The following is a 25,383-nucleotide window of genomic DNA, read 5'->3' as shown; positions in this document are numbered from 1 at the left end:
TGCAGTGAAGTCACATCCAATATTTAAAGGGATTATCCCCCCAATTCCAACTATTTTATATGAAGATGGACGCATCGATGAAAAAGGAATGAAAAACCTAATTGATTTCTTAATTGAATCAAATGTTGATGGACTTTTCTTTTTAGGTTCTGGAGGGGAATTTAGCCAAATGTCAGCAGGGCTAAGAAGAGAAGTAGCGGAGTTTGTTATTCCTTATGTAAACGGTCGTGTTCCCGTTCTCATTGGTACAGGCACGTCAAGCACAATGGAGACAATTTCCTTGAGCGTTCATGCGCAAGAAAAGGGAGCTGACGGTATCGTTGTCATTAATCCTTATTATTGGCCCTTAACCGAAGAAGGTCTTTTTCAGCATTATACTGAAATTGCGCAAAATGTAGATCTCCCCATCATGCTATATAACTTTCCCTCATTAACAGGAACAGATCTATCTCCTGATTTAGTGTTGAAGCTAGCTAAAGAACATCCAAATATCGTCGGAATTAAAGATACAGTTGACGCTGTAGGTCATACAAGAGAACTCATTTTAAAAGTGAAAAAAGAGAAACCTCATTTTGTCGTTTTTTCAGGGTATGATGATCACCTATTTAATACGCTAGCTTTAGGAGGAGATGGTTCAATTCCGCTCTCAGCAAGTTTTGCTCCAGAACTATCTGTTGGAATTTATAGAGCCTTTCAAAAAGGGGACTACGAAAAAGCGATCGAGCTTCATCGTCAACTTGCTCCCCTACCGCTTTTATATAAACTAGACTCGCCCTTTATGAATGTTGCCAAAGAAGCCATTCGTTTAAGAGGGATAGAAGTGTCAACAGATGTATTAGCTCCAACCCGCAAGCTTAGTGAAGAGAAGAAAAAAGAGTTGAAATCATTCTTAACAACGTTTCTCGGTGATTCTATTGCGTTATCTTAAGTTTTTTAAATAGAGTAACAACAAAGACTCAGAGCTTTTAGCTTTGAGTCTTTGTTGTTTAGGGTTTTAATTTTAGAATTCGATATTTAAAGAGAATAGTTATGACAAAATTAAGGAAAAAATGGGCGATGATTGGTGCTAAAATATTACTTGTTTTCACATATACCCAGCCAAATGCAAGACTTGGTAATAGAATATTAAAAAGCATGAGCGGCTTTTTAAAATATTGAACATGAAGAGCTAAAAATAGAAGAGAAGTAATGAAAATTCCTGTCCAGCTTTCTTCTATATAAAGAAGAAGTAAATTTTGAACAATTCCTCTAAATAAAAGCTCTTCAAACAATGATCCAAAAAGAAAAAGAGAAAATAGTGCTGATATAGAAGATGTTTGGTATTGCTTATTCTGATTATCAATATAATTAGAAGGAATCAAAATCGTTAAAAGAATACCAAATAAGATAAGTCCTATCGTTGTTGTAACCGTCATGGTCATAAGTGTAGCGGGGTTATGAAATGATAAAAATTGATCTAGCGTCAAAACATCAAAAATAATTAACAATGTGATCGCTGCTATGCCCATTAAAGTAAAAGAGGCAAAAACAAAAACAGCGTCTTTTAAATTTAGCTCTTCCTTTTCAATCTTTGAATGATTTTGTGCTGTGCTCATATATGACCTGCTTTCTTGATGAATTTTATATATAGTAAAACCTATATCTTCATATTCTAACAGAAAAAGGATGATAAGAGGGTCAAAAGTTTAAGATAGTAAGGATAGATTACAAGATTTTTGTTCAGTCTATTTTAGAGGGGACTAGTCTGCAAAGCATAGGTTTCTATACCTTTTCTTAGGCATCTATACATTTCCCTCCGTAAATTACTTCTTCCAAAAGAGAAACTTCTTCGCCTTCTTCTTCGACTCTTATTAGGAGGCCATACCTTAGATAAGCTTAAGAGCATGATAAGGAATTAATTAACAAAAGTTAAGTTAACTTAACTATAAGAGAGATATTCTTTACTGTCAACTCATTTTTTTAATATCATTTGAAGTTGGAGAACAATAAGTGAAAAGGAAAAACTGTATAAAAAATGTATATAAATTTCCATAAACTAAGCACAAGGTCTTTTTATATGGTATGCTGATATGCGGACCTGAAAAATTTGACATTACAATCGAACTACTTTTATAATTGATTAAGTTAACTTAACTAATTACAGGAGAGATTGCTTCTCTAGCATTTTTCTAAAAGATAATGAAAATAGTGTTATAAAAGGAGCGTAAAAAAGTGTTGTCGGAGTATCAAAAGATTATTAAACAAATGAACGATGCCTTTGAAGAGTTTGGCATATTAATTGCTAATGAGACGAAAAAAATTGATCAGTTTGACTTAACAATGCAGCAGGACCTCATCTTAGCTTATATAGCTAAGCATCTAAACGTAACAGCAAATGAAATTGCTCATTCGTTCGGTATTACAAAAAGTGCTGTAAGTCAAGTTCTCTCAAAACTTGAACAAAATAAAATGATCGCCCGAGCGGTCAACCCACAAAATAAGCGGGAATCTTTTATATCATTAGGAGAAAATGGAGAAAAGTATGTCTCTTTGCTCCAAGATTTGGACATAAAGCTTATTAAGAACTATTATTCAAAAGTAGACTTAGAAGATTTAACACATATGACACGAACAATGGAAAAAATTAATGAAGTTATTAAAGCAAAAAATAAAACAACTTAAAAAGGTACATTACATAGAGAATAGTACTGGAGGTTTAACTACACTTTGATTTATATACCCAACATGATTACAATCGGAAACTTTATTTGTGGGATTTTGGCTATTCACTCTTTATTATTTCACCACGTTCATTCAGCTGTTATGCTGATTTTTACAGGAATGTTTTTTGATCTTTTTGATGGTTTCGCTGCCCGCAAGCTTAATGTTGTTTCAGAAATCGGCAAAGAGCTGGATTCTTTAGCTGATCTTGTTACATTTAGCGTTGCGCCATCAATGCTTGCCTACAGTGTATCATTATATGAACTGCCGCTTATCGGTCTTTTATGTGCACTTGCTTTCAGTGTTTGTGGAATGCTTCGTCTTGCCCGTTTTAATGCTGAGCAAAGCAAACTATCAACATTTATTGGAATGCCTGCTCCATTCGCTGCGATTTGTCTTGTTGTGCTGAGTTTTGTACATAACCCAGTGATTCTAGCCATTGGGACGTGTATTCTTGCTTATCTCATGGTAAGCCGAGTTAAATTCCCACATTTCAAGAGCCAAGCCCCTGAAAACGTGGAGACGCAGGGATGGAACTAGTCGAGCATCTTATTACCCACTATGGCTATATTGCTGTTTTTTTAATGCTTACGCTCGGAATTGTTGGTTTACCCATTCCTGATGAAGTATTAATGACGCTTATTGGGTACTTTACACATGTTGGTACGCTCAACTATGAGCTTGCTATTGTCATTAGTTTTACAGGTGCTCTATTAGGAATGATGATTAGCTACCTTATTGGAAGGAAAGCAGGTCGTCCTTTTATTGATAAGTATGGAAAGTGGGTTGGTTTGAAAGAAAAACGAATGCGTAAAGTAGAAACATGGATGAAGAAATATGGGCCATATTCGCTTATCCTTGGCTACTTCATTCCAGGTGTGCGCCATGTAACATGCTACTTTTCAGGCATTACTCGGATGAACTTAAAAACATATCTCTTATTTGTGGCCATTGGTGCTTTCTTATGGTGCTTTGTTTTTATTACAATTGGAAGAATTGCCGGTGTTATTCGATTTTAAGATGGTTACGGAGTGAAGCGTTCTAAGTTAAAAAACTTAGGACGCTTTTTTTGTAGATTGTTTGAAGATGTTAACAATATTTTTCTATCAATAGCATGGAGTCTTTAATAATATTAAATTTTTAGTAGGGGATATTACCCTTTTTTTGAAAAAATATATTAACAAAATTAAGGGTATTGTATATAATTATCTTTGTTACATAATTTTAGGAGGTTAGTATATGAAAAAGGTCATTATGGCAGCAGTCCTATCTTTTGCACTCTTTCTATCTTTTATTGGTGTTCAACCATCAAGTGCTAAAGCTGAGTCTGCTCACAATCCAGTTGTATTTGTACACGGTATTGGAGGAGCTTCTTATAATTTCTTCAGTATTGAAAACTATTTAAGATCGCAAGGATGGGATAGAAGTCAGTTCTATGCAATTGATTTCTATAACAAAGCAGGCTCTAACTCAACAAACGGACCACAGCTTGCAACGTACATTGATCGAGTCCTAAGCGAAACAGGCGCAGACAAAGTTGATATTGTGGCTCATAGCATGGGAGGAGCAAATACGCTTTATTACATCAAGTATCTTGGTGGCGGAGACAAAATTGAAAATGTTGTTACTCTAGGTGGAGCTAACGGTCTATCTTCTTCAGTAGCCTTACCAGGTACAGATCCTAACCAAAAAATCTTATATACTTCAATCTACAGCATAAACGATGGAATTGTTCTTCCTAGTCTTTCTCGATTACAAGGAGCAAGAAACATCCAACTTTACGGCATCACTCATATCGGTTTATTGGCAAATAGCCAAGTAAACGGATATATTAAAGAAGGGTTAAATGGCGGAGGCTTGAACACAAATTAAGCTAATGTAACTATAAAAAACCGCTTCTACTAGATTAGTAGAGCGGTTTTTTGTTGTAGAAAAGTGTTATTTTGTAATTTTCCGATACTGAACATATGAATAGAGAGTTGGAATAAGAACAACAGCAAGAATAATAGAGATGATAAGAGGAAATAACAGTTGTTCCGGAACAAACGGAGTTACGAAGAATAAGATACCTCCTAGGATAAACAGTTTTGAACCAAGTCTGTGTGTTTTTCGCCACACTTGCTCATTGCTGAGCGTCCAAGCAGTTCTAATCCCAATAAAAAAGTTAGGTTTTACAGTTTGCATATAGTTTCCTAGAATAATAAATAAAATACCAACAAGGATAGGAGTAATGGTTGTGACATTTAAGTTGTATCCAAGACTTGCAAGAAGAACGGAAATGTTAAGAAGAAACAAAACCAACATAATAGCAAGAGTGATGATTCGATACGATCGTGAAAATTTCGGGTAGTTTTGTTTCCGAGGATCCATTTTAGGGGAAAGCACTAAAACCGCATACAAGAACAGCAAGATTCCATTGTGAGTAAACGCTGCTTGTAGTTTAGGGGCATAAGAGTTCACAGTCCCATCAACTCCCCACTGCATCGGGATTTGAGAAGGTAGCTTATTATAGAGTATCACCCAACATAAGATAGAAAGTGACATAATGATAAGAGGGAAGACGTGTTTTTTCATTTCTTTTCATCTCCTTTTTCCACAAAATCAAGGGCCCAGCTCACAAGTTCTTGGAAAACAGTCGCATTTAAAGAATACACAACATACTGACCTTTCTTTTCATCTGAAACAAGGTCGGCATTTTTCAAGATTTTTAAGTGCTGAGAAATGCTAGGCTTTGACATATTAAACTGTTCTGCAATTTCCCCAGCTGTCATATCTCTTTCTTTTAAGAGAGACAAAATTTTGCGACGAGTGATATCAGCGAGAGCTTTAAATGCGTTATTCATAAGGTGAGTCCTTTCTTTAGTATTTAGTTAATTAAGTATTTACTTAAATAATAAAGTAAAAGGAATTCTTTGTCAATAGGCGAAAACCGGTGTTCTTCTATCAAGAATACCGGTTTTAGTGAAACATTATTCTTCTTTTAATAGCGTGCTGCTTGATACTCGTTCATCAACGTTTTTCGAAACGTTTGTTTTATATTCTAAATTGCGATCATAGTCCATTTTAAAAAGGCACGAATATAAAATATCTAAGATAAGATGAATCGAGTTATTTGTAGAATATGTAGCGATTTTTGAATAAAGCTTTTCACGCGTTGAAATGGACAGAGCGCAATCTGAGAGCTTTCTTAAGCTGTTTTCTCCAATACTTGTTAGAGAAATAATAGGAGTGCGGTTTCTTTTTAAAATGTTCGCGATTTTTAAGACGCCTTCTGTTTCACCAGAATATGAAATTAAAATGGCCACATGCTGAGGTGTGGAGTTTGATGCTACAAATGGCTGCTCTTCAGGGACGTTCATAATGTCAACATACTTGTTAATGCGAAGCATTTTATGTTTGAAATCATACGCCATAATAAGTGAGTTGCTAATCCCGTAGATGCTAATATGCTGTGATTTGTGAAGAAGTTCAACAGCTTTTTGAAGCTCTGTATGTTTTAAAAGTGAAAGCGTATCTTCGATTGATTCTGAGGCAAGGTGTCCAATTTTTGCAGCCACATTTATAAACGTATCGTTTGTGTTAAATGGATAGTTTGGATCAATGTTAGAAAAGTGCTGATTTAAATAGTGAAGCTCTTCAAGATACTTTTCTTTTAATTCATTCCAGCCGCTAAAGCCTAATTTTTTAGACAAGCGCACAGCTGTTGAAGGGGAGGTATAGGTAGCTTTTGCTAAGTCTTTTGTTGAGAGACTTTCGATATTTTCTTTCTCCCGGAGAATAAATTTCGCTAATATTTCTTCTGATTTTGATAAAGAGTCCATTGATTCAAGTTTATTCGAAATAATCATTGTGCAACATTCCTTCTATCATATGAAAGTTAATCGTTTTCAAAACGGCATTTCAAAAATATATGCTTATTGTTCATTAAAATTAAAACGGCATTTCAAAGTCATTGTAAGCCATTTCATTAAAAGTGACGTTGTTCTATTATTAAAGTATAACATTTCACTATTAAAAAAACGGAATCACTTAGAAAAGGATTCGTTTTGTTTTTATAAAGGGAGGAAAACAACATGGCATTTAAAGAAAACTTCTTATGGGGTGGAGCTGTTGCTGCTCACCAAATTGAAGGCGGTTGGAATAAAGGCGGAAAAGGGCCAAGCGTTGCTGATGTAATGACGGCAGGTGCGCACGGTGTCCCACGTGAAATTACGGACGGTATTGTAGAAGGAAAATATTATCCAAACCATGAAGGCATCAACTTTTACGAGAATTATAAAGAAGATATTGCCCTATTTGCGGAGATGGGTTTTAAATGTTTCCGTACAAGTATTGCATGGTCACGTATTTTCCCTAAAGGTGACGAGCTGGAGCCAAATGAAGACGGGTTAAAGTTTTATGACGATTTATTTGACGAACTATTAAAGCACGGAATCGAACCTGTTGTCACATTAAGCCACTTTGAAATGCCGTATCATCTTGCAAAAGAATATGGCGGCTGGCGCAGCCGTGACGTAATCGGTTTCTTCGTACATTATGCAACAACAGTAATGGAGCGTTACAAAGATAAAGTAAAGTATTGGATGACGTTCAATGAAATCAATAACCAAAAGAACACAACAAACCCAATTTTCTTATGGACGTGCTCTGGGGTTAAATGTGAAGAAGGCGAAAATCCTGAAGAAGTGATGTACCAAGCTGTTCACCATGAGCTTGTGGCAAGCGCGCTTGCTGTGAAAGCAGCTCGCAACATTAGCCCTGATCTTCAAGTAGGATGCATGGTAGCAATGGTGCCAATTTATCCGTACTCTTGTAATCCAGATGATATGATGCTGCAAGTTGAATCTATGCATGACCGCTGGCTCTTTGCTGATGTGCATTGTCGGGGCCATTACGGGGCTTATGCGCTAAAAGAGTGGGAGAGAAAAGGCTACAATATTAAAATGGAGCCTGGTGACGCGGAAATTCTTGCAGAAGGAACAGTAGACTATATCGGTTTTAGCTACTATATGTCAGACGCTGTGAAAACCGGGGTAAATGAAATTGATCCAACAAACATAGCAGGATCAAGCGCTAGCGTAAAGAACCCTCATGTAAAAGCATCTGACTGGGGCTGGCAGATTGACCCTGTTGGTTTACGCTATTCATTGAATATGCTATATGAAAGATATGAGCTTCCATTATTCATCGTTGAAAACGGATTTGGTGCCATTGATGTGAAGAACGAAGATGGCACTTGCGATGATGACTATCGCATTGATTATTTAGGCGCACACATTAAAGAAATGAAAAAAGCAGTTGAGCTTGATGGCGTTGACTTAATGGGCTATACTCCATGGGGATGTATTGACTTAGTTTCTTTCACAACAGGAGAAATGAAAAAACGCTACGGCTTCATCTACGTTGATCGTGATAACGAAGGAAACGGCACGTTAGAACGTTCAAAGAAAAAGTCGTTTGATTGGTACAAACAGGTGATTGCGACAAATGGAGAAGAAGTATAAGAATGAAGTAGAAAAAAATATAGAAGTGGATGAAGGACTAGGCTTCATCCACTTTTTTTGTAGGTTGCTTCAAATCTTCTGTCTTTGTATAATAACCGCATGAGATACTTTCTACAAAAGATCTCATGAACGTTCCTAAAGTAAATGATGGAGTGAAAAATATGAAGAAATCAGAGAAATTAGCCTCCTAAAATTAAAGATTATATTTTAGGAGGAAGAGTCATGAACTTTCATCAAATTGATATTGAACATTGGAATAGAAAAGAACATTTCCATCACTATATGAGTGGAGCAAAATGTTCTTTCAATATGACAGCGAATGTAGACGTAACAGAGTTACTAGTAGCATTAAAAGATAAGGATATTAAATTTTATCCTGCGTTTATTTATATGGTGACGCGAATTGTTAACAAGCATAGAGAATTTAGAACCACCTTTAATGAAAAAGGAATTCTTGGATATTGGAATGAAGTTGTCCCGAATTATACGGTTTTTCATAGAGATGCTCGGACTTTTTCGGCGCTCTGGACCGATTATTCTTCGGACTTCTCCACTTTTTATAAAGATTATGAGTCTGATTTGAACGTATTCGGTCATCAAAAAGGACTATGGGTAAAAGAAAATGTCCCACCCCATACGTTCTCAATCTCTTCAATCCCATGGGTGAACTTTTCATCTTTTGAATTAAACTTATTTAACGGGGAAGATTATCTTCTTCCTATTATTACATGTGGAAAATATGCTTCTAACGGTGAGCAAACATTATTGCCTATCTCAATACGAGTTCATCATGCTGTATGTGATGGTTACCATGTAGGCCTTTTTCTACATGATTTACAGCAACTTATTGATAATTACCCCCATTGGTTAACCTAGAAAAGGCAAGGTAAAAAAGCATCCATTACATAATGGATGCTTTTTTAAGAACGCCACACTTCCTGCAGCGTATTTTTAAACACAACATTCAGTTTAGGTGTAGGATCCTCAACTTTCAAATCTAAGCTTTTCGCATATGTTTCTAAACGCTCTAATTCATGAGCTAGAAAATCATTAATAACATGAATTTTAGGCTCTAAATCAAGCTCATCTCCAGCCATCTTCCGCTGAAGAAGAACGGTAATTTCATCTTTAATTTCACCATCTGGCACTACTCCCTGTAACAACTCTTGAAATTCTAACGGAGGAAACTCGTTAAATTGTTCAATCCAGCGTGATGCAAGAATGGGGCGAAGGACGTAAAAGTATTTTTTGATTTTTACTGTATCTCCTTGTAGAAACTCTCTAAAATTCTTTCTTGCCATATTTAAATAATGATAGATCGCTGACGTTGGAAGAAAAATCTCGTCTACTAGATCACGAATTTGATTCATTGTGGAGAACTTCTCATAATAGACAATTCCTGAGTTTATCCATTCTAAAAGAGGTGGATTTCCTTTTCGGAATAGCTTGAGCGCTTTTGTAAGCTCCCAGCCGACAACGTCTAATTTATCATTAATAGGAAGCTCAATAACATCTCGTCTCTTGCCAACGCCCATTGGATCAATCACTAAATAATCATGGGGCGTATGAACATAAATAAACCTGACGTCAAAGTCGCTATCTTTAGAAGGAAAGCCCCATGCTCTGCTGCCAGATTCACAAGCATAGAGCACTTGTACATTGTAATCTTTTTCAATTTCTTTAAGTGTTTCAATAATTGTTGCTTCAACGGTCATTTTTGTAAGCTCCATTCTATCCTTAAACTACCTCCATTATATACCAAGTAACGGAGTTTTCGCTAAGGGGAATTGCTTATTTCTGCTATACTAGGGTATGATTAAATATCACATGACATTTTGCAGTAGGAGTGGTTTTTATCGATATTTTAGGCTGGATTGTTGTTAGTCTTGTATTTATAGTCGCATATGTAGGGTTAATTTATCCGATTATCCCAAGCGTCTTGTTTATTATAGCTGGGTATCTTTTATATGGACTGTTTTTTAGTTTTGAACAGTTTTCAATTCTATTTTGGGTTATTCAAGCGATGTTCGTTATCTTGCTTTTTGTTGCCGACTACTTTTCCAACTTAGTTGGAGTTAAGCGGTATGGCGGTTCAAAAGCAGGGATATGGGGAAGTACGATTGGTCTTCTTGTTGGACCATTTGTTATTCCTGTTGTCGGCATTGTTGTTGGACCATTTTTAGGAGCGGTCATTGCAGAACTTTTAGTCCATAGAAAAAGCATAGGAGATGCAATGAAAGTAGGATATGGCTCACTTATCGGATTTTTAAGTAGCATTGTTGTGAAAGGTGCTCTCCAGACGATTATGATTGTGTATTTTATCTTTCAAGTACAGTAAAGACAACTCGAAAAAGAGTTGTCTTTTTATTTGTGCTAGAAAAGGGAAGAAGGATTGTATTACAATAGAGATAGAGAACCTTGCATCTTAGATTGTAAAAACTTCCTTACTACAATAAAGCGAACATGCAAGGAGGATAAAAATGAAAACGTATTCAAAGTTTAGCATGCCAGAGTCCGTTTTTTATGGAAGAGACGCTTTAAAGCAGCTTGGAGATGAAGTTGCTACATATGGGAAGAAGGCGCTTTTAATTAGTGATCGGATTATGGAGAAAATCGGTCATGTCAGAAAATGCACGGATTTATTAGAAAGAGCAAACGTTACGTATTCTTCTTACTTAGACGTAAATTCAGAGCCAACAGACTCTCATGTGAAAGAAGCCCTTGATATTTGTGTGAAAGAAAAATGCGGTGTTGTAATCGCCATTGGCGGAGGAAGCTGCATTGACGCTGCTAAAGCCGTTGCTGTTCTTGCCACAAACGGGGGAGGAATTAACGACTATCTTCACAGCACCTCTGCTCTTACAAAAGAACCACTCCCACTTATCACCATTCCAACAACAGCTGGCACAGGTTCAGAAGTTACAAACGTAACGGTTATTACGAATACAAAAGAAGATATTAAAATGATGATTAAACATCCTGCCTTTCTTCCAAAAGTCGCAATTGTCGATCCAGTCTTAACATTATCTACGCCGTCTTCTGTTACGGCTGCAACAGGCATTGACGCCCTTTGTCATGCAATAGAAGCGTATCTCTCTAAGCAATCACAGCCACTGACCGACAACTTAGCTCTTTCAGCCATCGAAGATATTTTAACGTATATTAAAAGAGCCTATGACAATGGAGAAGACATGGAAGCGCGCGAGAAAATGGCAACAGCGTCAATGAAAGCAGGGCTTGCTTTTACAAATGCCTCTGTAACGCTTGTTCACGGCATGTCTCGTCCTATTGGTGCCTTGTTTCATGTTCCACATGGGATTTCAAATGCGATGCTGCTTCCCGCTGTATTAGAATTTACAAAAGAAGAGGCAACAGAGAAACTAGCGGTGATTGGACGTCTTCTTTATCCAGAATCAAAAGCATTTAACGATGAGAGACTGGCAGATTTAGTGATTCATAAAATCAAATTACTTTGCTCTGAGCTCAACATTCAGAATATGGAGAAATGGGGCATTGATAAAGACAAGTTCCAACAAGTTGTAGCTAAAATGGCGACGGATGCATTAGCGAGTGGAAGTCCAGGGAATAATCCGAAAGTGCCGTCACATGAGGAGATTGTGGAGCTTTATTATACGTGCTATGAGTATGATTTTTCAGTGAGTGAAGAGATGTTGAAGTCTTGAGTATAAAAAAGCAAGGGGGGATATCCTTCCTTGCTTTTTATTTTGCCCGTTACGGAACTATACACCGCGTTAACCGTATGATTATATAAAGGCTTTGCTGGAGGATGATATATTGGCTGGCGTTATTCTGAGCTTTATCCTGTTTATCCCTGTGTATGCTGTTCTTATTTGGAGCTACTTCAATCCAGAAGAAAGCTTATTATTCGGGAAGAGGTGGATGTATCAAGAAGATCCTGAGCCATCACCTGCTGCTATTCGCTATATTAAAGTAATGTCGTTAATAGGCATAGTAGGCTTGACATTCGTATTTATTATCCTATTTATCAAATTTATCTAAAAAGATAACCATATTTTTAGTAAACTAGAAAGATGGACTGATTTACATGAAAGGAGTCAAACTCAATGCCTCATAAAAAAGAAGATGAAATAAATTTACTCAACCTAATCCGTATTGCAACAAACGCTGGAACTGAAATTTTAGGTGTATACGATTCAGAAGATATTGCACTAGAAACAAAAGCTGACGACTCACCGCTTACCCTAGCCGACAAAAAATCACACGAAGTGATCGCAGCTTCTCTTCAAAAAGAGTATCCAACTATTCCATTATTAAGTGAAGAAGGTACACATCTTCCTTATCATGAGCGAAAAGAGTGGGACTATTTTTGGGTAGTGGACCCACTAGACGGAACGAAAGAATTTGTTAAACGAAACGGAGAGTTTACCGTTAATATTGCGCTTGTACATAAAAATGTTCCGCTCATTGGGGTCATTTACGTGCCGGTTTGGGATACGGTTTATTTTGTGAAGAAAGGGCTTGGAGCTTATAAGTTAGAAAACTGTAAAGAAGTGCTCGCAAAAGAAGCAGGATCATTCCAAGAAAAAGCGGAGAAGTTACCGTTAGCACAAGAGCGAAAAGGCTTAAATGTAGTTGCTAGCCGCTCACATATGTCAGAAGATACAAAACAGTTTGTGAAAGAATTAGAAAAAGAAGCGGAAGAAGTGAACATTGTTTCTGCCGGAAGTTCCTTAAAATTCTGCTTAGTTGCCGAAGGAAAAGCAGATGTTTATCCACGCTTTGCTCCAACTATGGAATGGGATACAGCTGCAGGCCATGCAATTGTCGAAGAAGCAGGAGGAAAGGTTACAAAACAAGATGGAACGCCGCTCTTGTACAATAAAGAGGAGTTAGTTAATCCTTGGTTTGTTGTGGAGAGAACAAAGGAGAAGGTTGTTGTTAAATAGGTAGATATAAGAGGAGAAACCAGATGAAAACTTGTGGTTTCTCCTTGTTTTTTTATATTAGTACGTACACTAGAAGACTTCTTTAGAAACGTCACCAATTTTGCCGATCTTTACAAAGCGGAACAACAAATCTGTTTCAGTTTGCCCCTATGTAATATTGATGAACTTCAAGTTTATAATCATCAGTTAAGCGTAGTGTTGCTAAAGAAAGTTGCTTGAATTATGATAGAGTTACAAAAAAGCAGTGATTCCGGTCCTGCTTCTTTCTTCTCCGTTGAAGGACTTACTTGGCGAATAAGATAAATAAGAAACGAAGAGAAGGAAACTTTAAAAGGAACTAAAGGTGATAAAATGTTAGATTTACAAAATTATTTTAGTGTATTTGATAAATATGCTCACGACTTTTTAGGAATGGATGAAGAGAATCAACTTCAATTTGAATTGATTTTATCTAGTGAATATATGACAAATCAGTCTGCTGAATTTAATCCTAAGTTAAAACCAGTAGAAGTTGTTATTCTATACATAGTAGATAGCGGGTATAGATATATTCTGCAGGAATCCTATAGCCTGATGTATATTGATGATGAAGAAAAGGAGAAGCCTACTTCCTGTCCAATTTGTTCATGTGAAGCTCATCTGATGACAAAAGTAGAAGAAGAGGATGAGGAAGCGGTCATCTATGCTCATCGCTGTGATTTTTCTCCTGAATCTATCATGAATGTAATCCAAGAAGTGAAAGAAGATGAAGTCTTACAAGAAAGTGAAGACGATCTTCAAGGCTTGCAATTAGAATATAACGAACAAGGACAAGTTGGATTCAGTTTCAAAGGTACTCAGTATGTAGCCGTCGAAGAAGGGGTATTTCATTACCACTTTTCTGCTGAGGAAATCTATTGTTATTTCTGCAGTAAAGGGGAACCTGTTGAAGAGATTGAAGGAGGGCAAGGGGTTATACAACTCTGTCCTCTTTTAACTAAACATCGAGATAAAATTCTTAATATGTTGAATGTCTAAATCATAAAATTAGAAAAAAGAGTACTTTAGGTGAAGTACCAAAAGCTAAAGAGATTTGAGCTTTATTTGAAAAGCATCTCCAAATAATCCAATTTAAAGATGATAAACAAGAGAGCCAGAGACTAGAACACTATTTCATCTCTGGTTCTTTTATTTTGAAGTAGGGTGTTAACAATACAGGAACAAAATCAAGTGCATTTTTAGAGTGTTGTTTCGATTGTTGAAAACTTTATAGTATTCATTGCAATTTTTAAAGTTACAGGAGAGTTACTATGTCAAGATATACATATACCTTTAAAGAGAAATTTGAACGCATCATTATCGACTTATCTCAAAGTCATTTAGAAAACAGCTTCCTTATTGAAAATTCATTAGGGTCAGATATTTTAGCAGAATTTGATGAAATCCAGGAAGAATTCAACCGTTATTTAACGGTCTTAACGGGAGAAGAAGAGATGTACAAAGGAGGAGGTAATACAAGTATAATTCGAGCATATGAGAATTTTACTTTATTCGAGAGCCTATTTCCTGATGGGGCAGAGGAAGTTATCTGTGCAATAGAAACGATAGAGTTTATGAAGATACTATTAGATTGGGCTCAGGAAGTTTTTAAGTGTGATAGAAAGTATGAAAGGATAAGTGAGGAACAGTTAAAAGAGCAGATGCTATGGTTAAGAGAAGCATGGACAGAGATTAACAAATATGGAGAAAACGCGGAGGGAATTAAGTATTAATTATGAAGCTTTATTATATCGACGAATACATAGGAAAAATCACAAACATAGAAGGTGAAGGATTTTGGATGAGTGGAAGAATTCATCCTACCAAAAACATAGTGAAGTTTACAGATTTGTTTGTAGCCTTAACTGATGAAGATAATGAATTCCGTCCAGAACAATATGAAGAAGCATGGCTGGATGATACTAATTGGTTTGTTGTTGATGAAAAAGAGAATAAGCGTGGGATTGATTTACCCGCTGTTTATTTTTTAAGAGATATTTGGTGGAAGTGGAGATAAGTATGTATTAATTGATATTAAAGCATACACAGCTCTAATAGATGATAAAAAAGCGAGGTTCCTATCCTAAACTCGCTCTTCCTATAAATAGAGAGGAGAAGCAGAAATAACAAAGTGAAAGAAGTTTAGAAAGGGAATGGAAATGTTTATTCAATATGATGAGTATGAATTACTTGAACTTTTTCAAGGTGAACCAGTAAGTGTAGGGGATGATGTACGTGCTGGCATTCTTATGTATGTATATGAAGACAACAATAATTTTAAATTGATGTTCACGCTAGATGTTTATCGAAAGGTGTGTACTATTAGTATTACATATAAAGATTATTCGGTTTTTGACGGAGAGTTCCTCAATATTACAGAAATACGCAAAAGAGAGCGAGATTTGATTATTCGTATAAAAGGAATGGAGAAAGTAAAGATAAAGTTTTTTAAGCAACTGGGAGTCGAGTTGTTATAAACGGGAAGAGATGTTCAAAATGAATTTAAAATTAATAGAATGTGAGCAACAACCAGAAATAACTTAGGTGAAAATTAACGAAGTAACACGTTAACAAACTCTTTAGAACAGGAGTGTATTTTCATGGAGAAACAAGGAAGCGTTTCAATATGGCTAGGAAATCTTAAGGGAGAAGAAGACTTAGATGAATATGTTGCTTTAAAGTATGATGAGGATGGAGATTCCCTGCCTTCCCTATTTTTTAGAGATTTTCATATTAATCATTATGAAACAGACGAAGATTTTTTTGAGGTAGAATGGTTAGAAGAGAGCAACAAAAATATTTCTAAGTTGTTAGAAGGCATATCATACGAAGAAATCATTATCCCTAAAGTTAAGCAATATAGCGAACTTAATAAAACATATAACTCTATTATTCTCATTTATAACTTTGCCTATAGCGGTGAAGTACATAGTTCAGGGAAGTTTGATTTTATTGGATGTACTAACTACAACTAAACGATGGAGGAAGGTTTATGGAAAATTGGGAGTACGATGAATTATTCCATACGATCAAAGAATTCTATGAAGAATTTTTAGAAGAAAATAGAGGATATCGTTATGCTGCGGCAAGATTAGCATATGAATTTCACAATTTAGGTAAAGTAGAAGATGTTATTGTTGATACAGCTATTGGCGAGATTGTTATCAAACATGAAAAAGTGTTTGTTAGAACCGTTGGAGGAATTACAAAGCGGCTAAGCTCGTTTCCGTTAGAAGAAGCCATTGGAGAGTTATCGTTAGGTGAAGTTAATGATTTATCTTAAAGAATTGAGCGTGTCTTAAAAGGATTAAGGGAAGTAACGGTGGATTATAATCTGCGTGCTGAGTAATACATAAGTGATAAGGGTTTTGGATCATGCAACGTGAAAATCATAAGGTAGTTAAGGCGGAAGTTGCTTATATAGAAAGGAATGTATATTAAATTGAGTAAAGCAAGCGAGATTAGTAGATTCCAAAGTAGATTCTCAGAAGAAGTCATTGAAATAGTTGCTGTGACAGGAGCATTAGGAACTAGTGCGGGAAGAGCAGGAAATGATGAGTTGTGGACAGCATCCATTGAGTTAATTGCGTGGAAAACCTTACATAATAATGAACCCGTTAAAAAAGAAGAGGTACGGCTTCAATGGTTAGTAGATGATAAGGAATGGCAAGAAACAAGAAACATGATAGACGCTTATACAATTGTAAAATTGCAAGTGCGCAGAGGGGAAAGTGCAATGATGCTTGTCGACCTCTTAGACCCAGCATATAAGGATAATGAGTTAGAACGTATATTGGACGAAGCAAAAAAGCCTGTTTATTATCATGATGAAATATTAGGAGAGTTTACCCTTGAGAAAGGTGTTAAACTTTTTGAAAAGCGCACCTCTTGGAATGGCGAAGAGTGCTATCTTTGTTTTGATTGGAATGAAGATTCGCCTATAATGAAGTCTGCTTTGGAAACAGCTCATACCCTTTTCAACGAACAGAATGAATGGGATCGAAAGGTTAGAACATATGCTGCCGAAGAGTTGGTTGAACTCGCAAATGACTGGCTGCAAGAAGACGATGAAGCAGAGGTAGATGAAATTACAAAAGAAATGTTTATAAATTCTATAAAAGTCACAAGCATATCTGTTGATCCTGACGGTGAGTTTACGATCTATTTTTCTGATGGAGATATGTTTGGCGGTCATTGTATTATTGTGGATGGGAATATTAGTGGAGTTTTTAACGGGGCTGAAATTGCAGGGTAAATACAGTAAATAAATAGGGATTGATGTTTAAGAATAGCTAAACAAAAGAGGAGTTTAAATAATGGGAAGATATCCTGAAATTGAAATTATTAAAGAGAAAGAGAACAATCAAGAAGCCATTTATAACTTTGGAATTAACCAAACTACCATTGACAATTATCCTCAGCTTTATGAAGGAGCACGGTGGCATTTAAAAGTGTTGAAAGAAGGGATAGACCCTAACTGTCCAGATGATGCTTTTATTATCTTAGAAAATATTCCAAAGAAATATTCTGCCATTCGCCCCCTTGCTATAGCACTAATCTATAGAGAGATTCATAAGCAAGGGGGTTTTACAAAAATCAAAGATATACAACTTCCTTCGTGCTTATATTATTGCTCTTAAAGAAGTTTAATTGTTAAAAAATAATGATGACGAGCAGGGAGGAATCACACTCATTAGATATGATTATGCTTTAGAAAAGTCAAATAATGATCGTATTTAATATAATGATCTAACTTTTTTGTGAAGTAAAGTTATTCATTATAATACGGTGGTTCCTCCCCTGAAATAGAATAAAGCGTTAACGAATTTCTTGTAATCTCATAAGAAATTCTATGTTCTCCTTTTTCGCCATCTTTATGCCACTTTTCTATAAATTTAACCGAGTATGTATTTCTTTTAATTTTCTTAGCTCTTGTTTCTCTTGTAATATGGTAGCCTTTCTCTTCGGAGTCCACTGTGCCAATTTTATGAGGGAATTTGCTTGTAATAGAATGATCATCTATTGCTGATGCTATCGCATCCTTTTCTGTAAATGGAGGTAGGGGTTCTGAAATGCTTGCAAAGTAAATAGCAGAACAGAGAATAGGCAATATAGAAACGAGCAAAATGTATTTTATAGAACGGCTCTCATCCTCTTGAGTCATTTGCCAATAGTCAATAAACGCATACAGTATGGCTATGCCAGCAATACATAGAGCAACAAGTGCACTTTTTGAAACCACGCCACCTGTTAAAGCTCCTACTAATCCATGCAGTATAATGTAAGTGAATGAGTTCAGGTTAAATTTATTTCGTAGAAGTTCAATAAGAAGGGAAACAAGATTAGCATAAATTAAAATAACGGTACCTGCATAAAGAGCATAAACGAGTACCCATAATATAAACCCTTGTGCTAGTTTGTAGTCATTAACACTCGTTTCAACTGAGCGAATCATATATAGAAAAGATAATAAGCATGACACTAATAATGTTACAGCAACGGTGTTAAATAATTTTCTTGTTAGTGTTGATTTGTTCAAGAAATTTCACCTCCTTGCAAGCTGAGTTTAACATAGGTATCTTTTCCTTTGTATAGGTAAAGAGGTAGAAGTTGTTTTAAAAGTAATACTTTGTAAATAAATGAAACCTCTATTTTTTAGGTTAGGAAGTTAGCCTCTAAAACATAGGGAACCCCAATTTTAAATAATTTATAGAAAATAGCACAAAATCAACCACTACTTTCCTATCAAAAGGGTTAGTTTATGCTAAAATAAGGCATAGGAACAATATTTAAAGGAGATTTGGCATTGAAGGACAATAATACAATTAGCGGTTTTCATATTAAACATAAGACAGAAAATACAATAAAGGTACATCCTAAAAAATATAATTGGCACATTCCGAAAGCATTGCGCCATTTAGATATTCAACCAGGAGATATTGTACGAGCATGTGCAGGACCTGAGAACAGGGTATGTACAATTCTTGTTATGGAATCTTTTCGAGAAGATATCGAAGTGGCGGGGAAAACATATAAGCCTGTTGTAAGATTGGTTGAGAAAGCTCCACAGTAAGATGGTGGAGTAGAAAGAAGAGATATGTGAATCCTTGATCACATGTCGAGTGATATATGTTTTTTTAAAGAAGCTATAGATGTTTAACTTTCAAAATATCAAAATATAAGAATTAGTTTTTATACATAATTTCTTCCCTTGTAGTTCTAAAGGTATGTTATTTTTTTTATGATGTCGACGTAATAGAAACTTTTGAACTAGTAAACTTTATTCTTTTTTTATGAAATTCCTGTTTTGGTCCCTATTTCCATTTATGTTTATGTAAAATGTTATAGTATGGTAAAAATGGAAAAAGGAGTTCTGTTATGGGTGCAATTCAAGCAGCCTTAAATGAGCTTAAAAATTTTGAACAAAAAACCAAAAATGCGAAAGCAAAAATAGATGCAATTCCAGGGCAACTTAGTTTTTCTTTGTCAGGAGCCCTTTCTGAACTAAGTGGAGTATGGAATGGGGAACTGGAGGGCTTGCAACAGGAATTGGAGAAGAGCATTCGGGAGTATAGTGAAGAGTTAGGTAGAGCGGAGCAAGTTGTTTCAAAGACGTATCAGGAATTAAAAGCAGCGGATGAAGCTCTTCTTCAGGCACTAGGGTTAGATAGTGAGATTGCTCCTCAAAAAACCTCCAAAGGAAAGGCAGAAGGAGCAAATAAGAAGAAAAAGAGAAAGAAGAAGGAAATGCTTTTACACAATCGTTAAAAGGAATAGGTGATGGAGCAGGAGATGCCCTTTCAGATACATGGGATGGGATTGTTTCTTTTGCGAAACATCCTGTAGACAGCACCGTTGACACAGCCAAAGGAGTCTATGAAGCAGGAAAGCATCCCATTCGTACTTATAACACAGTGAAGGATGGGGTAGTTACTGCGGTAGATGAGAAACTTATTCACGGTGACGCCTATAGCCGCAGTCACTTTTTCTCTTATGCGGGGACAGAGATCGGACTTGCGGCTATTGGAGATAAAGGGGAAGGTTTAGCTGTTAAAGGTGCAGGAGCCGTATCCAAAACAGCTAAGGGAATGAAAGAAGTTCACAAAGCAACTGTAAATCAAAAGGTGCCTGCCTTACAACCTGCGTTTGCAGGAGGAAGACCACCTGTAAATACTTTAGCGACGGGATATCTAGGACGCTATTTACAGAATGCTAAGGATATGTATTGGAGTTTTTCTAAAAAAGGCGTAGGAGAAAATAAATATAATTTGAAAACTATAAAACATATTTACCATGGGGAAATTAATTGGCGAGGCGAGGCGGTTGGTTATCATCATGAAAGTATGATGGGAGGAAAAATAATTCCTGGTACAGAAAAGAAACCGGATAGCAATGGAGTATATGAAGCTAAAGTAGAGGTTGAGGGGAAGGAAAAAACTTTTAAATCTTCTTTCTTTCCTAAAGAATGGGATAGAGTTCAAGTACTACAAGCGATAAATGAAGCCTTTGAAAATAAAAAATATATTAAAGGCAATAGGTACTCTGGGGTAAGTGCATCTGGAATTCCAATTATAATTTGTTTAAATAAAAAAGGTACAATTATTACTGCTTTTCCAGTTTATAAGGGAGGTTAAGAATGAACTATTCTTATAGTTTTTATAGAGATCACCTTAACATGTTAAGGATAAAGTTACCGAAAAATATAGAGTTATTTTCTGACTTTGTGGAAGATATTTCTACTGAAGAGGATATAGACGAATATATTACATATGTTGATAATGTAATGAATGAAGTATATGAAAACTATGAGATACAATTAAATATTACAAGTGTATCTATAAATAAAGAAAGTACAATTGTAAAGGATTTGTTTCCAATTGAAGAAAATCATACAAATACAATAGAAACAGAGCAGTTTAGACAGCTTTTGTTAATATGGAAAAATAAAATTCCAGAAAGATTTAAGGAATAGATTTAGATAACATATGAAGTCAATAAAAGAGAAAACAGAATAGATAAGAGAATGTAGACTAGGACAGTACAAAGCCCACTTTGATAGAAATCAAGGTGGGCTTTATATTGTCCTTCGTTCATCATAAACAATTATTAGAAGGGAGTGTTATATTGAAGTATAGGGTAGCGAGAGATTCAGAAGTACGAGACATTGCTTAAATCTACTAAATAAGTATTCCAAGAATATATGAATGAATCTATGTAACCTCTACAATAAATTTTCCATATATTAAAACATTTGTAGTCTTCTTCACACCTAAAAATGAGTGAAGAAGGCTATTTCAGATCACTCCTAGTCCCTAAATCTTCAGTCCCTTTTCTTTATTGCTTTACCCTCATCTATAAAGTAGGAATTATATTATTATAATGAAAAGAGCTTATCTAATTTAGATGGCTTTTTCTAAAAAACAGCTTAATTAATGGGGTTTAACTGTAAAAAAATGAATCTTAAGGAAAAAGTAAGAATTGTTTAAGAGAAAAGAGAGCTTTGTTTTATATAATAAGAATATAAGTTGAAAGGAGAGAGTAAATGACATACATCTTAAAAACGAACCAACTTACAAAATCATTTAAAGGAAAAGAAGTTGTTTCTGGAGTTAATATGCATGTGAAAAAAGGGGAGATTTACGGATTTTTAGGCCCCAATGGCGCTGGTAAAACAACCATTATGAAAATGATTACTAATTTAATTAAACCAACAAGTGGGGAAATTGAGATTTTCGGTGAGAAACTAACAGAAACGTCATTTGTAGTTCTCAAGCGAATGGGAACCATTATTGAATATCCAATTTTCTATGACAACCTTACTGCTAAAGAAAATCTGTACTTCCATTGTGAATATATGGGATATTACGATAAGAAATCTATTGACCACGCTATCGAGCTTGTGAAACTCCATAATATCGAAAATAAAAAAGTTAAAGAGTTTTCATTAGGGATGAAACAAAGGTTAGGAATCGCTCGAGCTATTTCAACGAAACCAGAACTTCTAGTTTTAGATGAGCCAATCAACGGACTAGATCCTATAGGTATAAAAGAACTAAGAGACCTTTTTAAATTACTTTGTAGAGAGTATGGAATCACACTATTAGTTTCTAGCCATATTCTAGCCGAGATGGAACAGATGTCAGATACGGTTGGTATTATACAAAACGGCAAGTTAATCAAAGAAGTCTCTATGAAGAGTATTAACGGAAAGCAAACAGAGTATATAGAAGTGAAAGTTCAAAATATAAAGAAAGCCGTGTATATTTTAGAGCAAAAGTTAGGAATAAGAAACTTTAAAATTATTGGTGAACAGATCATCCGTATTTATGAAACCGTTTTGCCTCAGCAAGAAATCTCTAAAGTATTTGTTATGAATGATATTGGTATAGAAAGTATTAATAAAAAACATAGTTCATTAGAAGAGTATTTTTTAAGTTCAATGAATGGGGAAGGAATAAGCGTTTAATTCAATCAGGTTACCTTATACTAATTTTTTTGAAAAGTACAAATAATTAAATTTTATATAAGTGTTTTTACTAGGGGTCATCTTTTTAAACTTAAGAAGCCTTAGATAGAGCATCTTAAATTCCACTACTGGAGGCTATTTAAAATGTTGAAACTTATGAAATTAGAGTATCAGAAACATCACTTGTCACAGTATTTTAAAATAGTAGCAATTTGGATTTTAGTTATCTTTGGATTGGTTGCTCTTATGGGCTGGGGATCTAGAAAGGAAATAGAGCCTATGTTTCCTACTTACACAGATTTTATGACTTTAACTAATATCTTTATTAGAATTGTATTTATCACTTTCTCTGCTGTACTTCTATCTCGTTTAGTCATTGATGAATATAAAAATAAAACCATTCATTTGCTATTTACTTATCCTTTACAAAGAAAAAAGTTAATGCAAGCTAAATTACTTATTGTATTAATATTCTGTTTTGTAAGTATTGTTATGGCTACTTTTATTATTAGTTTGCTAATTTTCTTCGTCAGTCCACATTTATATTTAGTTGAGAATCCTGTTAAGATGAATGAAATTATTTCTACCATACCCTCAACTCTTATTAACGCTGTTATGATGGCTGGTATAAGTCTAATTCCTTTATTTTTTGGGATGAGAAAGAAATCAACTGCTGCTACAATTACGTGGGCTGTCATAATTGGTCTCTTGATTAACTCGACGGTTTCCACTGGGGGAGAGGAATTCAGTTTAAGTCAGTTCATCGTCATTCCTACTACACTATGTTTATTTGGACTTTTAACTGGCTACCTCTCTTATTGCAAAGTGGATAAAATTGATGTGCTATAAATAAGAACATAATGATTTTTACCATGTAGTCAGGGGGAAGAGAATTGAAAAAAGTTATAGGAACTGTTGCAGCACTCGCTGTTGTTGGAGTGGTTGCTTTTGGTGTCTATACATATAGTGCAGAGGCGAAAAGTTTTAAAAAAAGTAAATCTTATAATGCAGAGAAGATTGAAACACTAGAAGTATATAGTGATTCATGGGATGTAAGGTTTCAAGAGAGTAGTTCAAACAAAGTAACGGTTTCTGCTAAAGGTAAACAAAAAGAGGTTAATCCTGTTACATTCAAAAAAGATGGAGCAGCGCTAGTCATTAAACAAAAAGATCAAGGAAACGCTGGCTTTTTGGGAGGTTTTACTTTTGGTAAGAAAGGCACCGTTTATATTAATCTCCCCAAAGTAGGCGTAAACAATATTGAATTAACTAATAAAGATGGCAATATAGAAATGAGGGGAATTTCAACTAATAATATTGTAGTTAAAAACAATGCAGGGGATGGGAAAATTAAAGGTGTTTCGGCCACTACAGGGAAGTTTGTATCTGAGGATGGAGCATTAAGGGTTGAAGATAGTTCTGTTGAAAAGTTAAACATAACTTCTACAAGCGGTGATAACTATCTGAAAGATGTAAGTAGTTCTATGCTAAAGGTTACCTCAAAAGATGGCGTAGTTTCAATTAAGGATATAAATGAAGGGAAATCCTTAGGGGTAGATACTGAAGCAGGTGATATTGAAGTTTCTTATAAAAAGGCTCCAACTTCCCTAACAGTTGCTGCTAAGAGTAAATCTGATATAACGATTAATCTAGATGGACTTAAGAAAAGTCAGAATACCAAGGAACTGAAAAAAGGTGAAATTGGAGAGGGAACTAATAAGTTGAGTCTATCAAGTGAGGATGGAGCGATAAATGTAGCAAACTAACTATTAAGAAGCTTATGAAGAAATTGACGAATTAAATATTGACATGAAAGAGTTTGTTAATCCTTTTTTGAGATAAAGAGAACAACACTAGGCAACCAATTTTCGCTATTGCAGTGAAAATTGGTTGCTTTGTTTATTTGGATTTTAAATAACATATTATGAAAAATATAATAATTTTGGATAAAAAAGGTTTATAATGGGAGTGAAATACTTGTTAAAAAATTGGTGTTTATGGTGAAACAAGAATATTAATCTATATAAAAGATTTGAGGAGTGGAAAACTTTGAGTCACAGAATATTAATTGTAGAAGACGATCAGTTTATAAGCGATATGGTTAATGAAAGTTTAACAAAGGAAGGGTTTGAAGTTACAGCGGCTTTTGATGGGGAAGAAGCTTTAGAGTTATTGAACACCCAAACATTTGACGTTATATTACTTGATCTTATGCTGCCGAAAATAGATGGTATGGAATGTCTAAGAATGATTCGTTCTAAAAGTATGGTTCCCGTTCTTATTATGTCTGCAAAAGATGAAGATGTAGATAAAGCACTTGGCCTTGGCCTTGGAGCTGATGATTATATTTCCAAACCTTTTTCTATGCTCGAAGTATTAGCTAGAATTAAGGCAACGATTAGAAGGGAGAGATACTATAAGAGTTCCCAAGCACCAAAGGCAGAAAAGGAAGAAAGAAAAAACAAGACTGTGAGAATAGGAGATTTGAGTATTGATATAGAGGGGTTTTCTGTGAAAAAACTCGATAAAAAGATTAATCTTACGGCAAAAGAATTTAATATCTTAAAACTACTTGTTTCCAATCCTTCGCAGGTATATACCAAGTCTCAACTTTATAAAACTGTATGGGAAGATGATTATCACGGAGATGAGAATGTAATTAATGTTCATATTAGACGACTTAGGGAGAAAATTGAGGACAATCCATCTCATCCAAATTACATAACGACGTTGTGGGGGATTGGTTATAAGTTAGGGGATTTATAAA

The 25,383-nt window shown here is 35.2% G+C and carries 32 protein-coding genes and 1 pseudogene; 27 read left to right on the top strand and 6 right to left on the bottom strand.

Translation table 11 applies throughout. From position 1 onward, the window contains the following. Positions 1–4 precede the first annotated feature (4 nt). Positions 5–928, top strand: coding sequence for a dihydrodipicolinate synthase family protein (locus BM012_RS17160; RefSeq protein WP_235606201.1), 924 nt, complete (start codon positions 5–7; stop codon positions 926–928). A gap of 58 nt (positions 929–986) precedes the next feature. Here the strand turns inward: BM012_RS17160 and BM012_RS17155 are convergent, their stop codons facing one another. Further along, positions 987–1,595 (bottom strand): CPBP family intramembrane glutamic endopeptidase, encoded by a 609-nt coding sequence (locus BM012_RS17155; protein ID WP_061805863.1) that lies wholly within the window; start codon positions 1,593–1,595, stop codon positions 987–989. Between the two features lie 616 nt (positions 1,596–2,211). Here BM012_RS17155 and BM012_RS17150 point away from each other — a divergent pair. The 4 genes from BM012_RS17150 to BM012_RS17135 all read left to right on the top strand — a co-directional run bounded on the left by BM012_RS17150 (position 2,212) and on the right by BM012_RS17135 (position 4,572). Next, positions 2,212–2,661 carry a MarR family winged helix-turn-helix transcriptional regulator gene (locus BM012_RS17150; RefSeq protein WP_061805862.1) on the top strand — a complete coding sequence of 150 codons (450 nt, stop codon included), beginning with the start codon at positions 2,212–2,214 and terminating at the stop codon, positions 2,659–2,661. A gap of 45 nt (positions 2,662–2,706) precedes the next feature. Next, positions 2,707–3,240 (top strand): CDP-diacylglycerol--serine O-phosphatidyltransferase, encoded by a 534-nt coding sequence (gene pssA / locus BM012_RS17145; RefSeq protein WP_061805861.1) that lies wholly within the window; start codon positions 2,707–2,709, stop codon positions 3,238–3,240. Next, on the top strand, positions 3,231–3,719 hold the full coding sequence (locus BM012_RS17140; RefSeq protein ID WP_061805860.1) for a DedA family protein: 489 nt from the start codon (positions 3,231–3,233) through the stop codon (positions 3,717–3,719). Before pssA ends, BM012_RS17140 begins: the two co-directional genes overlap by 10 nt. A gap of 220 nt (positions 3,720–3,939) precedes the next feature. Then, positions 3,940–4,572 (top strand): esterase/lipase family protein, encoded by a 633-nt coding sequence (locus BM012_RS17135; protein WP_061805859.1) that lies wholly within the window; start codon positions 3,940–3,942, stop codon positions 4,570–4,572. Between the two features lie 66 nt (positions 4,573–4,638). On the opposite strand, the gene BM012_RS17130 is transcribed toward BM012_RS17135, so the two are convergent. The 3 genes from BM012_RS17130 to BM012_RS17120 form a co-directional block, all read right to left on the bottom strand. Beyond that, on the bottom strand, positions 4,639–5,274 hold the full coding sequence (locus BM012_RS17130; RefSeq protein WP_061805858.1) for an SdpI family protein: 636 nt from the start codon (positions 5,272–5,274) through the stop codon (positions 4,639–4,641). After that, on the bottom strand, positions 5,271–5,543 hold the full coding sequence (locus BM012_RS17125; RefSeq protein WP_061805857.1) for an autorepressor SdpR family transcription factor: 273 nt from the start codon (positions 5,541–5,543) through the stop codon (positions 5,271–5,273). Before BM012_RS17125 ends, BM012_RS17130 begins: the two co-directional genes overlap by 4 nt. 126 nt (positions 5,544–5,669) lie before the next feature. Next, on the bottom strand, positions 5,670–6,548 hold the full coding sequence (locus tag BM012_RS17120; protein WP_061805856.1) for a MurR/RpiR family transcriptional regulator: 879 nt from the start codon (positions 6,546–6,548) through the stop codon (positions 5,670–5,672). Between the two features lie 225 nt (positions 6,549–6,773). On the opposite strand from BM012_RS17120, the gene BM012_RS17115 reads away from it, so the two are divergent. Continuing rightward, positions 6,774–8,204 (top strand): 6-phospho-beta-glucosidase, encoded by a 1,431-nt coding sequence (locus BM012_RS17115; protein ID WP_061805855.1) that lies wholly within the window; start codon positions 6,774–6,776, stop codon positions 8,202–8,204. A 222-nt stretch (positions 8,205–8,426) separates the two neighbouring features. Further along, a complete protein-coding gene (gene catA / locus BM012_RS17110; RefSeq protein WP_061805854.1) occupies positions 8,427–9,080 on the top strand; it encodes a type A chloramphenicol O-acetyltransferase in 654 nt (217 codons plus the stop codon). A gap of 44 nt (positions 9,081–9,124) precedes the next feature. Here the strand turns inward: catA and BM012_RS17105 are convergent, their stop codons facing one another. Beyond that, the gene (locus tag BM012_RS17105; RefSeq protein WP_061805940.1) at positions 9,125–9,919 is read right to left on the bottom strand and encodes a nucleotidyltransferase domain-containing protein; all 795 of its coding nucleotides are present in this window, start codon (positions 9,917–9,919) and stop codon (positions 9,125–9,127) included. Between the two features lie 140 nt (positions 9,920–10,059). Here BM012_RS17105 and BM012_RS17100 point away from each other — a divergent pair, with 140 nt between their 5' ends. From BM012_RS17100 to BM012_RS17040, 12 genes and pseudogenes are all read left to right on the top strand, one after another. After that, positions 10,060–10,542: a DUF456 domain-containing protein gene (locus BM012_RS17100; protein ID WP_061805939.1), complete on the top strand. Its 483-nt coding sequence runs from the start codon at positions 10,060–10,062 to the stop codon at positions 10,540–10,542. 142 nt (positions 10,543–10,684) lie between these two features. Continuing rightward, a complete protein-coding gene (locus BM012_RS17095) occupies positions 10,685–11,887 on the top strand; it encodes an iron-containing alcohol dehydrogenase (RefSeq protein ID WP_061805853.1) in 1,203 nt (400 codons plus the stop codon). A 112-nt stretch (positions 11,888–11,999) separates the two neighbouring features. Next, positions 12,000–12,224: a DUF6199 family natural product biosynthesis protein gene (locus BM012_RS17090; RefSeq protein WP_061805852.1), complete on the top strand. Its 225-nt coding sequence runs from the start codon at positions 12,000–12,002 to the stop codon at positions 12,222–12,224. A gap of 65 nt (positions 12,225–12,289) precedes the next feature. Then, on the top strand, positions 12,290–13,132 hold the full coding sequence (gene cysQ / locus BM012_RS17085; protein ID WP_061805851.1) for a 3'(2'),5'-bisphosphate nucleotidase CysQ: 843 nt from the start codon (positions 12,290–12,292) through the stop codon (positions 13,130–13,132). A 351-nt stretch (positions 13,133–13,483) separates the two neighbouring features. Continuing rightward, positions 13,484–14,149 (top strand): hypothetical protein, encoded by a 666-nt coding sequence (locus tag BM012_RS17075; protein ID WP_061805850.1) that lies wholly within the window; start codon positions 13,484–13,486, stop codon positions 14,147–14,149. A 272-nt stretch (positions 14,150–14,421) separates the two neighbouring features. After that, a complete protein-coding gene (locus tag BM012_RS17070; protein WP_061805849.1) occupies positions 14,422–14,883 on the top strand; it encodes a hypothetical protein in 462 nt (153 codons plus the stop codon). Positions 14,884–14,951: 68 nt separating this feature from the next. Further along, a complete protein-coding gene (locus BM012_RS17065; protein ID WP_235606200.1) occupies positions 14,952–15,167 on the top strand; it encodes a hypothetical protein in 216 nt (71 codons plus the stop codon). Between the two features lie 142 nt (positions 15,168–15,309). Continuing rightward, positions 15,310–15,627, top strand: a complete 318-nt coding sequence (locus BM012_RS17060) for a hypothetical protein (RefSeq protein ID WP_061805847.1) — start codon at positions 15,310–15,312, stop codon at positions 15,625–15,627. A 123-nt stretch (positions 15,628–15,750) separates the two neighbouring features. Further along, positions 15,751–16,125: an immunity 22 family protein gene (locus BM012_RS17055; protein WP_061805846.1), complete on the top strand. Its 375-nt coding sequence runs from the start codon at positions 15,751–15,753 to the stop codon at positions 16,123–16,125. A 17-nt stretch (positions 16,126–16,142) separates the two neighbouring features. Next, positions 16,143–16,499, top strand: a pseudogene (locus BM012_RS17050) (Imm3 family immunity protein). 81 nt (positions 16,500–16,580) lie between these two features. Next, the gene (locus BM012_RS17045) at positions 16,581–17,405 is read left to right on the top strand and encodes a DUF2262 domain-containing protein (protein ID WP_061805845.1); all 825 of its coding nucleotides are present in this window, start codon (positions 16,581–16,583) and stop codon (positions 17,403–17,405) included. A gap of 61 nt (positions 17,406–17,466) precedes the next feature. Next, positions 17,467–17,790: a hypothetical protein gene (locus BM012_RS17040; protein WP_061805844.1), complete on the top strand. Its 324-nt coding sequence runs from the start codon at positions 17,467–17,469 to the stop codon at positions 17,788–17,790. Positions 17,791–17,921: 131 nt separating this feature from the next. Here BM012_RS17040 and BM012_RS17035 read toward each other — a convergent pair whose 3' ends face one another. Further along, on the bottom strand, positions 17,922–18,689 hold the full coding sequence (locus tag BM012_RS17035; RefSeq protein ID WP_061805843.1) for a hypothetical protein: 768 nt from the start codon (positions 18,687–18,689) through the stop codon (positions 17,922–17,924). A gap of 267 nt (positions 18,690–18,956) precedes the next feature. On the opposite strand from BM012_RS17035, the gene BM012_RS17030 reads away from it, so the two are divergent. The 8 genes from BM012_RS17030 to BM012_RS16995 all read left to right on the top strand — a co-directional run bounded on the left by BM012_RS17030 (position 18,957) and on the right by BM012_RS16995 (position 25,382). Further along, a complete protein-coding gene (locus BM012_RS17030; RefSeq protein ID WP_061805842.1) occupies positions 18,957–19,223 on the top strand; it encodes a DUF5839 family protein in 267 nt (88 codons plus the stop codon). A 305-nt stretch (positions 19,224–19,528) separates the two neighbouring features. After that, positions 19,529–19,918 (top strand): hypothetical protein, encoded by a 390-nt coding sequence (locus tag BM012_RS17025; RefSeq protein WP_061805841.1) that lies wholly within the window; start codon positions 19,529–19,531, stop codon positions 19,916–19,918. A 320-nt stretch (positions 19,919–20,238) separates the two neighbouring features. After that, the gene (locus tag BM012_RS17020) at positions 20,239–20,784 is read left to right on the top strand and encodes an EndoU domain-containing protein (RefSeq protein WP_235606199.1); all 546 of its coding nucleotides are present in this window, start codon (positions 20,239–20,241) and stop codon (positions 20,782–20,784) included. A gap of 2 nt (positions 20,785–20,786) precedes the next feature. Then, positions 20,787–21,122, top strand: a complete 336-nt coding sequence (locus BM012_RS17015) for a hypothetical protein (RefSeq protein ID WP_061805839.1) — start codon at positions 20,787–20,789, stop codon at positions 21,120–21,122. Positions 21,123–21,692: 570 nt separating this feature from the next. Beyond that, on the top strand, positions 21,693–22,616 hold the full coding sequence (locus BM012_RS17010) for an ABC transporter ATP-binding protein (RefSeq protein ID WP_061805838.1): 924 nt from the start codon (positions 21,693–21,695) through the stop codon (positions 22,614–22,616). Between the two features lie 144 nt (positions 22,617–22,760). Continuing rightward, positions 22,761–23,465, top strand: coding sequence for an ABC transporter permease (locus BM012_RS17005; RefSeq protein ID WP_061805837.1), 705 nt, complete (start codon positions 22,761–22,763; stop codon positions 23,463–23,465). Positions 23,466–23,509: 44 nt separating this feature from the next. Continuing rightward, positions 23,510–24,382: a DUF4097 family beta strand repeat-containing protein gene (locus tag BM012_RS17000; RefSeq protein ID WP_061805836.1), complete on the top strand. Its 873-nt coding sequence runs from the start codon at positions 23,510–23,512 to the stop codon at positions 24,380–24,382. A gap of 283 nt (positions 24,383–24,665) precedes the next feature. Beyond that, entirely contained in the window at positions 24,666–25,382 is a 717-nt protein-coding gene (locus BM012_RS16995) for a response regulator transcription factor (protein ID WP_061805835.1), read from the top strand. Position 25,383: the final 1 nt, after the last annotated feature.

The organism is Priestia endophytica DSM 13796 (assembly GCF_900115845.1).
GTDB classification, from domain to species: domain Bacteria; phylum Bacillota; class Bacilli; order Bacillales; family Bacillaceae_H; genus Bacillus_I; species Bacillus_I endophytica.
The sequence above is the reverse complement of the archived record's forward strand: the minus strand, read 5'-3'. Positions and strand labels throughout refer to the sequence as shown.

Bases quoted from the DNA above. Each gene is read 5' to 3' on its own strand.
- BM012_RS17025 (WP_061805841.1), top strand. From the start codon at position 19,529: ATGGGTGCAATTCAAGCAGCCTTAAATGAGCTTAAAAATTTTGAACAA.
- BM012_RS17105 (WP_061805940.1), bottom strand. From the start codon at position 9,919: ATGACCGTTGAAGCAACAATTATTGAAACACTTAAAGAAATTGAAAAA.
- BM012_RS17095 (WP_061805853.1), top strand. From the start codon at position 10,685: ATGAAAACGTATTCAAAGTTTAGCATGCCAGAGTCCGTTTTTTATGGA.
- cysQ (WP_061805851.1), top strand. From the start codon at position 12,290: ATGCCTCATAAAAAAGAAGATGAAATAAATTTACTCAACCTAATCCGT.
- BM012_RS17060 (WP_061805847.1), top strand. From the start codon at position 15,310: ATGTTTATTCAATATGATGAGTATGAATTACTTGAACTTTTTCAAGGT.
- BM012_RS17015 (WP_061805839.1), top strand. From the start codon at position 20,787: ATGAACTATTCTTATAGTTTTTATAGAGATCACCTTAACATGTTAAGG.
- BM012_RS17155 (WP_061805863.1), bottom strand. From the start codon at position 1,595: ATGAGCACAGCACAAAATCATTCAAAGATTGAAAAGGAAGAGCTAAAT.
- BM012_RS17070 (WP_061805849.1), top strand. From the start codon at position 14,422: ATGTCAAGATATACATATACCTTTAAAGAGAAATTTGAACGCATCATT.
- BM012_RS17135 (WP_061805859.1), top strand. From the start codon at position 3,940: ATGAAAAAGGTCATTATGGCAGCAGTCCTATCTTTTGCACTCTTTCTA.
- catA (WP_061805854.1), top strand. From the start codon at position 8,427: ATGAACTTTCATCAAATTGATATTGAACATTGGAATAGAAAAGAACAT.
- BM012_RS17115 (WP_061805855.1), top strand. From the start codon at position 6,774: ATGGCATTTAAAGAAAACTTCTTATGGGGTGGAGCTGTTGCTGCTCAC.
- BM012_RS17045 (WP_061805845.1), top strand. From the start codon at position 16,581: ATGTATATTAAATTGAGTAAAGCAAGCGAGATTAGTAGATTCCAAAGT.
- BM012_RS17120 (WP_061805856.1), bottom strand. From the start codon at position 6,548: ATGATTATTTCGAATAAACTTGAATCAATGGACTCTTTATCAAAATCA.
- BM012_RS17010 (WP_061805838.1), top strand. From the start codon at position 21,693: ATGACATACATCTTAAAAACGAACCAACTTACAAAATCATTTAAAGGA.
- BM012_RS17130 (WP_061805858.1), bottom strand. From the start codon at position 5,274: ATGAAAAAACACGTCTTCCCTCTTATCATTATGTCACTTTCTATCTTA.
- BM012_RS17005 (WP_061805837.1), top strand. From the start codon at position 22,761: ATGTTGAAACTTATGAAATTAGAGTATCAGAAACATCACTTGTCACAG.
- BM012_RS17075 (WP_061805850.1), top strand. From the start codon at position 13,484: ATGTTAGATTTACAAAATTATTTTAGTGTATTTGATAAATATGCTCAC.
- BM012_RS17140 (WP_061805860.1), top strand. From the start codon at position 3,231: ATGGAACTAGTCGAGCATCTTATTACCCACTATGGCTATATTGCTGTT.
- BM012_RS17065 (WP_235606200.1), top strand. From the start codon at position 14,952: ATGAGTGGAAGAATTCATCCTACCAAAAACATAGTGAAGTTTACAGAT.
- BM012_RS17020 (WP_235606199.1), top strand. From the start codon at position 20,239: ATGAAAGAAGTTCACAAAGCAACTGTAAATCAAAAGGTGCCTGCCTTA.
- BM012_RS17055 (WP_061805846.1), top strand. From the start codon at position 15,751: ATGGAGAAACAAGGAAGCGTTTCAATATGGCTAGGAAATCTTAAGGGA.
- BM012_RS17040 (WP_061805844.1), top strand. From the start codon at position 17,467: ATGGGAAGATATCCTGAAATTGAAATTATTAAAGAGAAAGAGAACAAT.
- BM012_RS17125 (WP_061805857.1), bottom strand. From the start codon at position 5,543: ATGAATAACGCATTTAAAGCTCTCGCTGATATCACTCGTCGCAAAATT.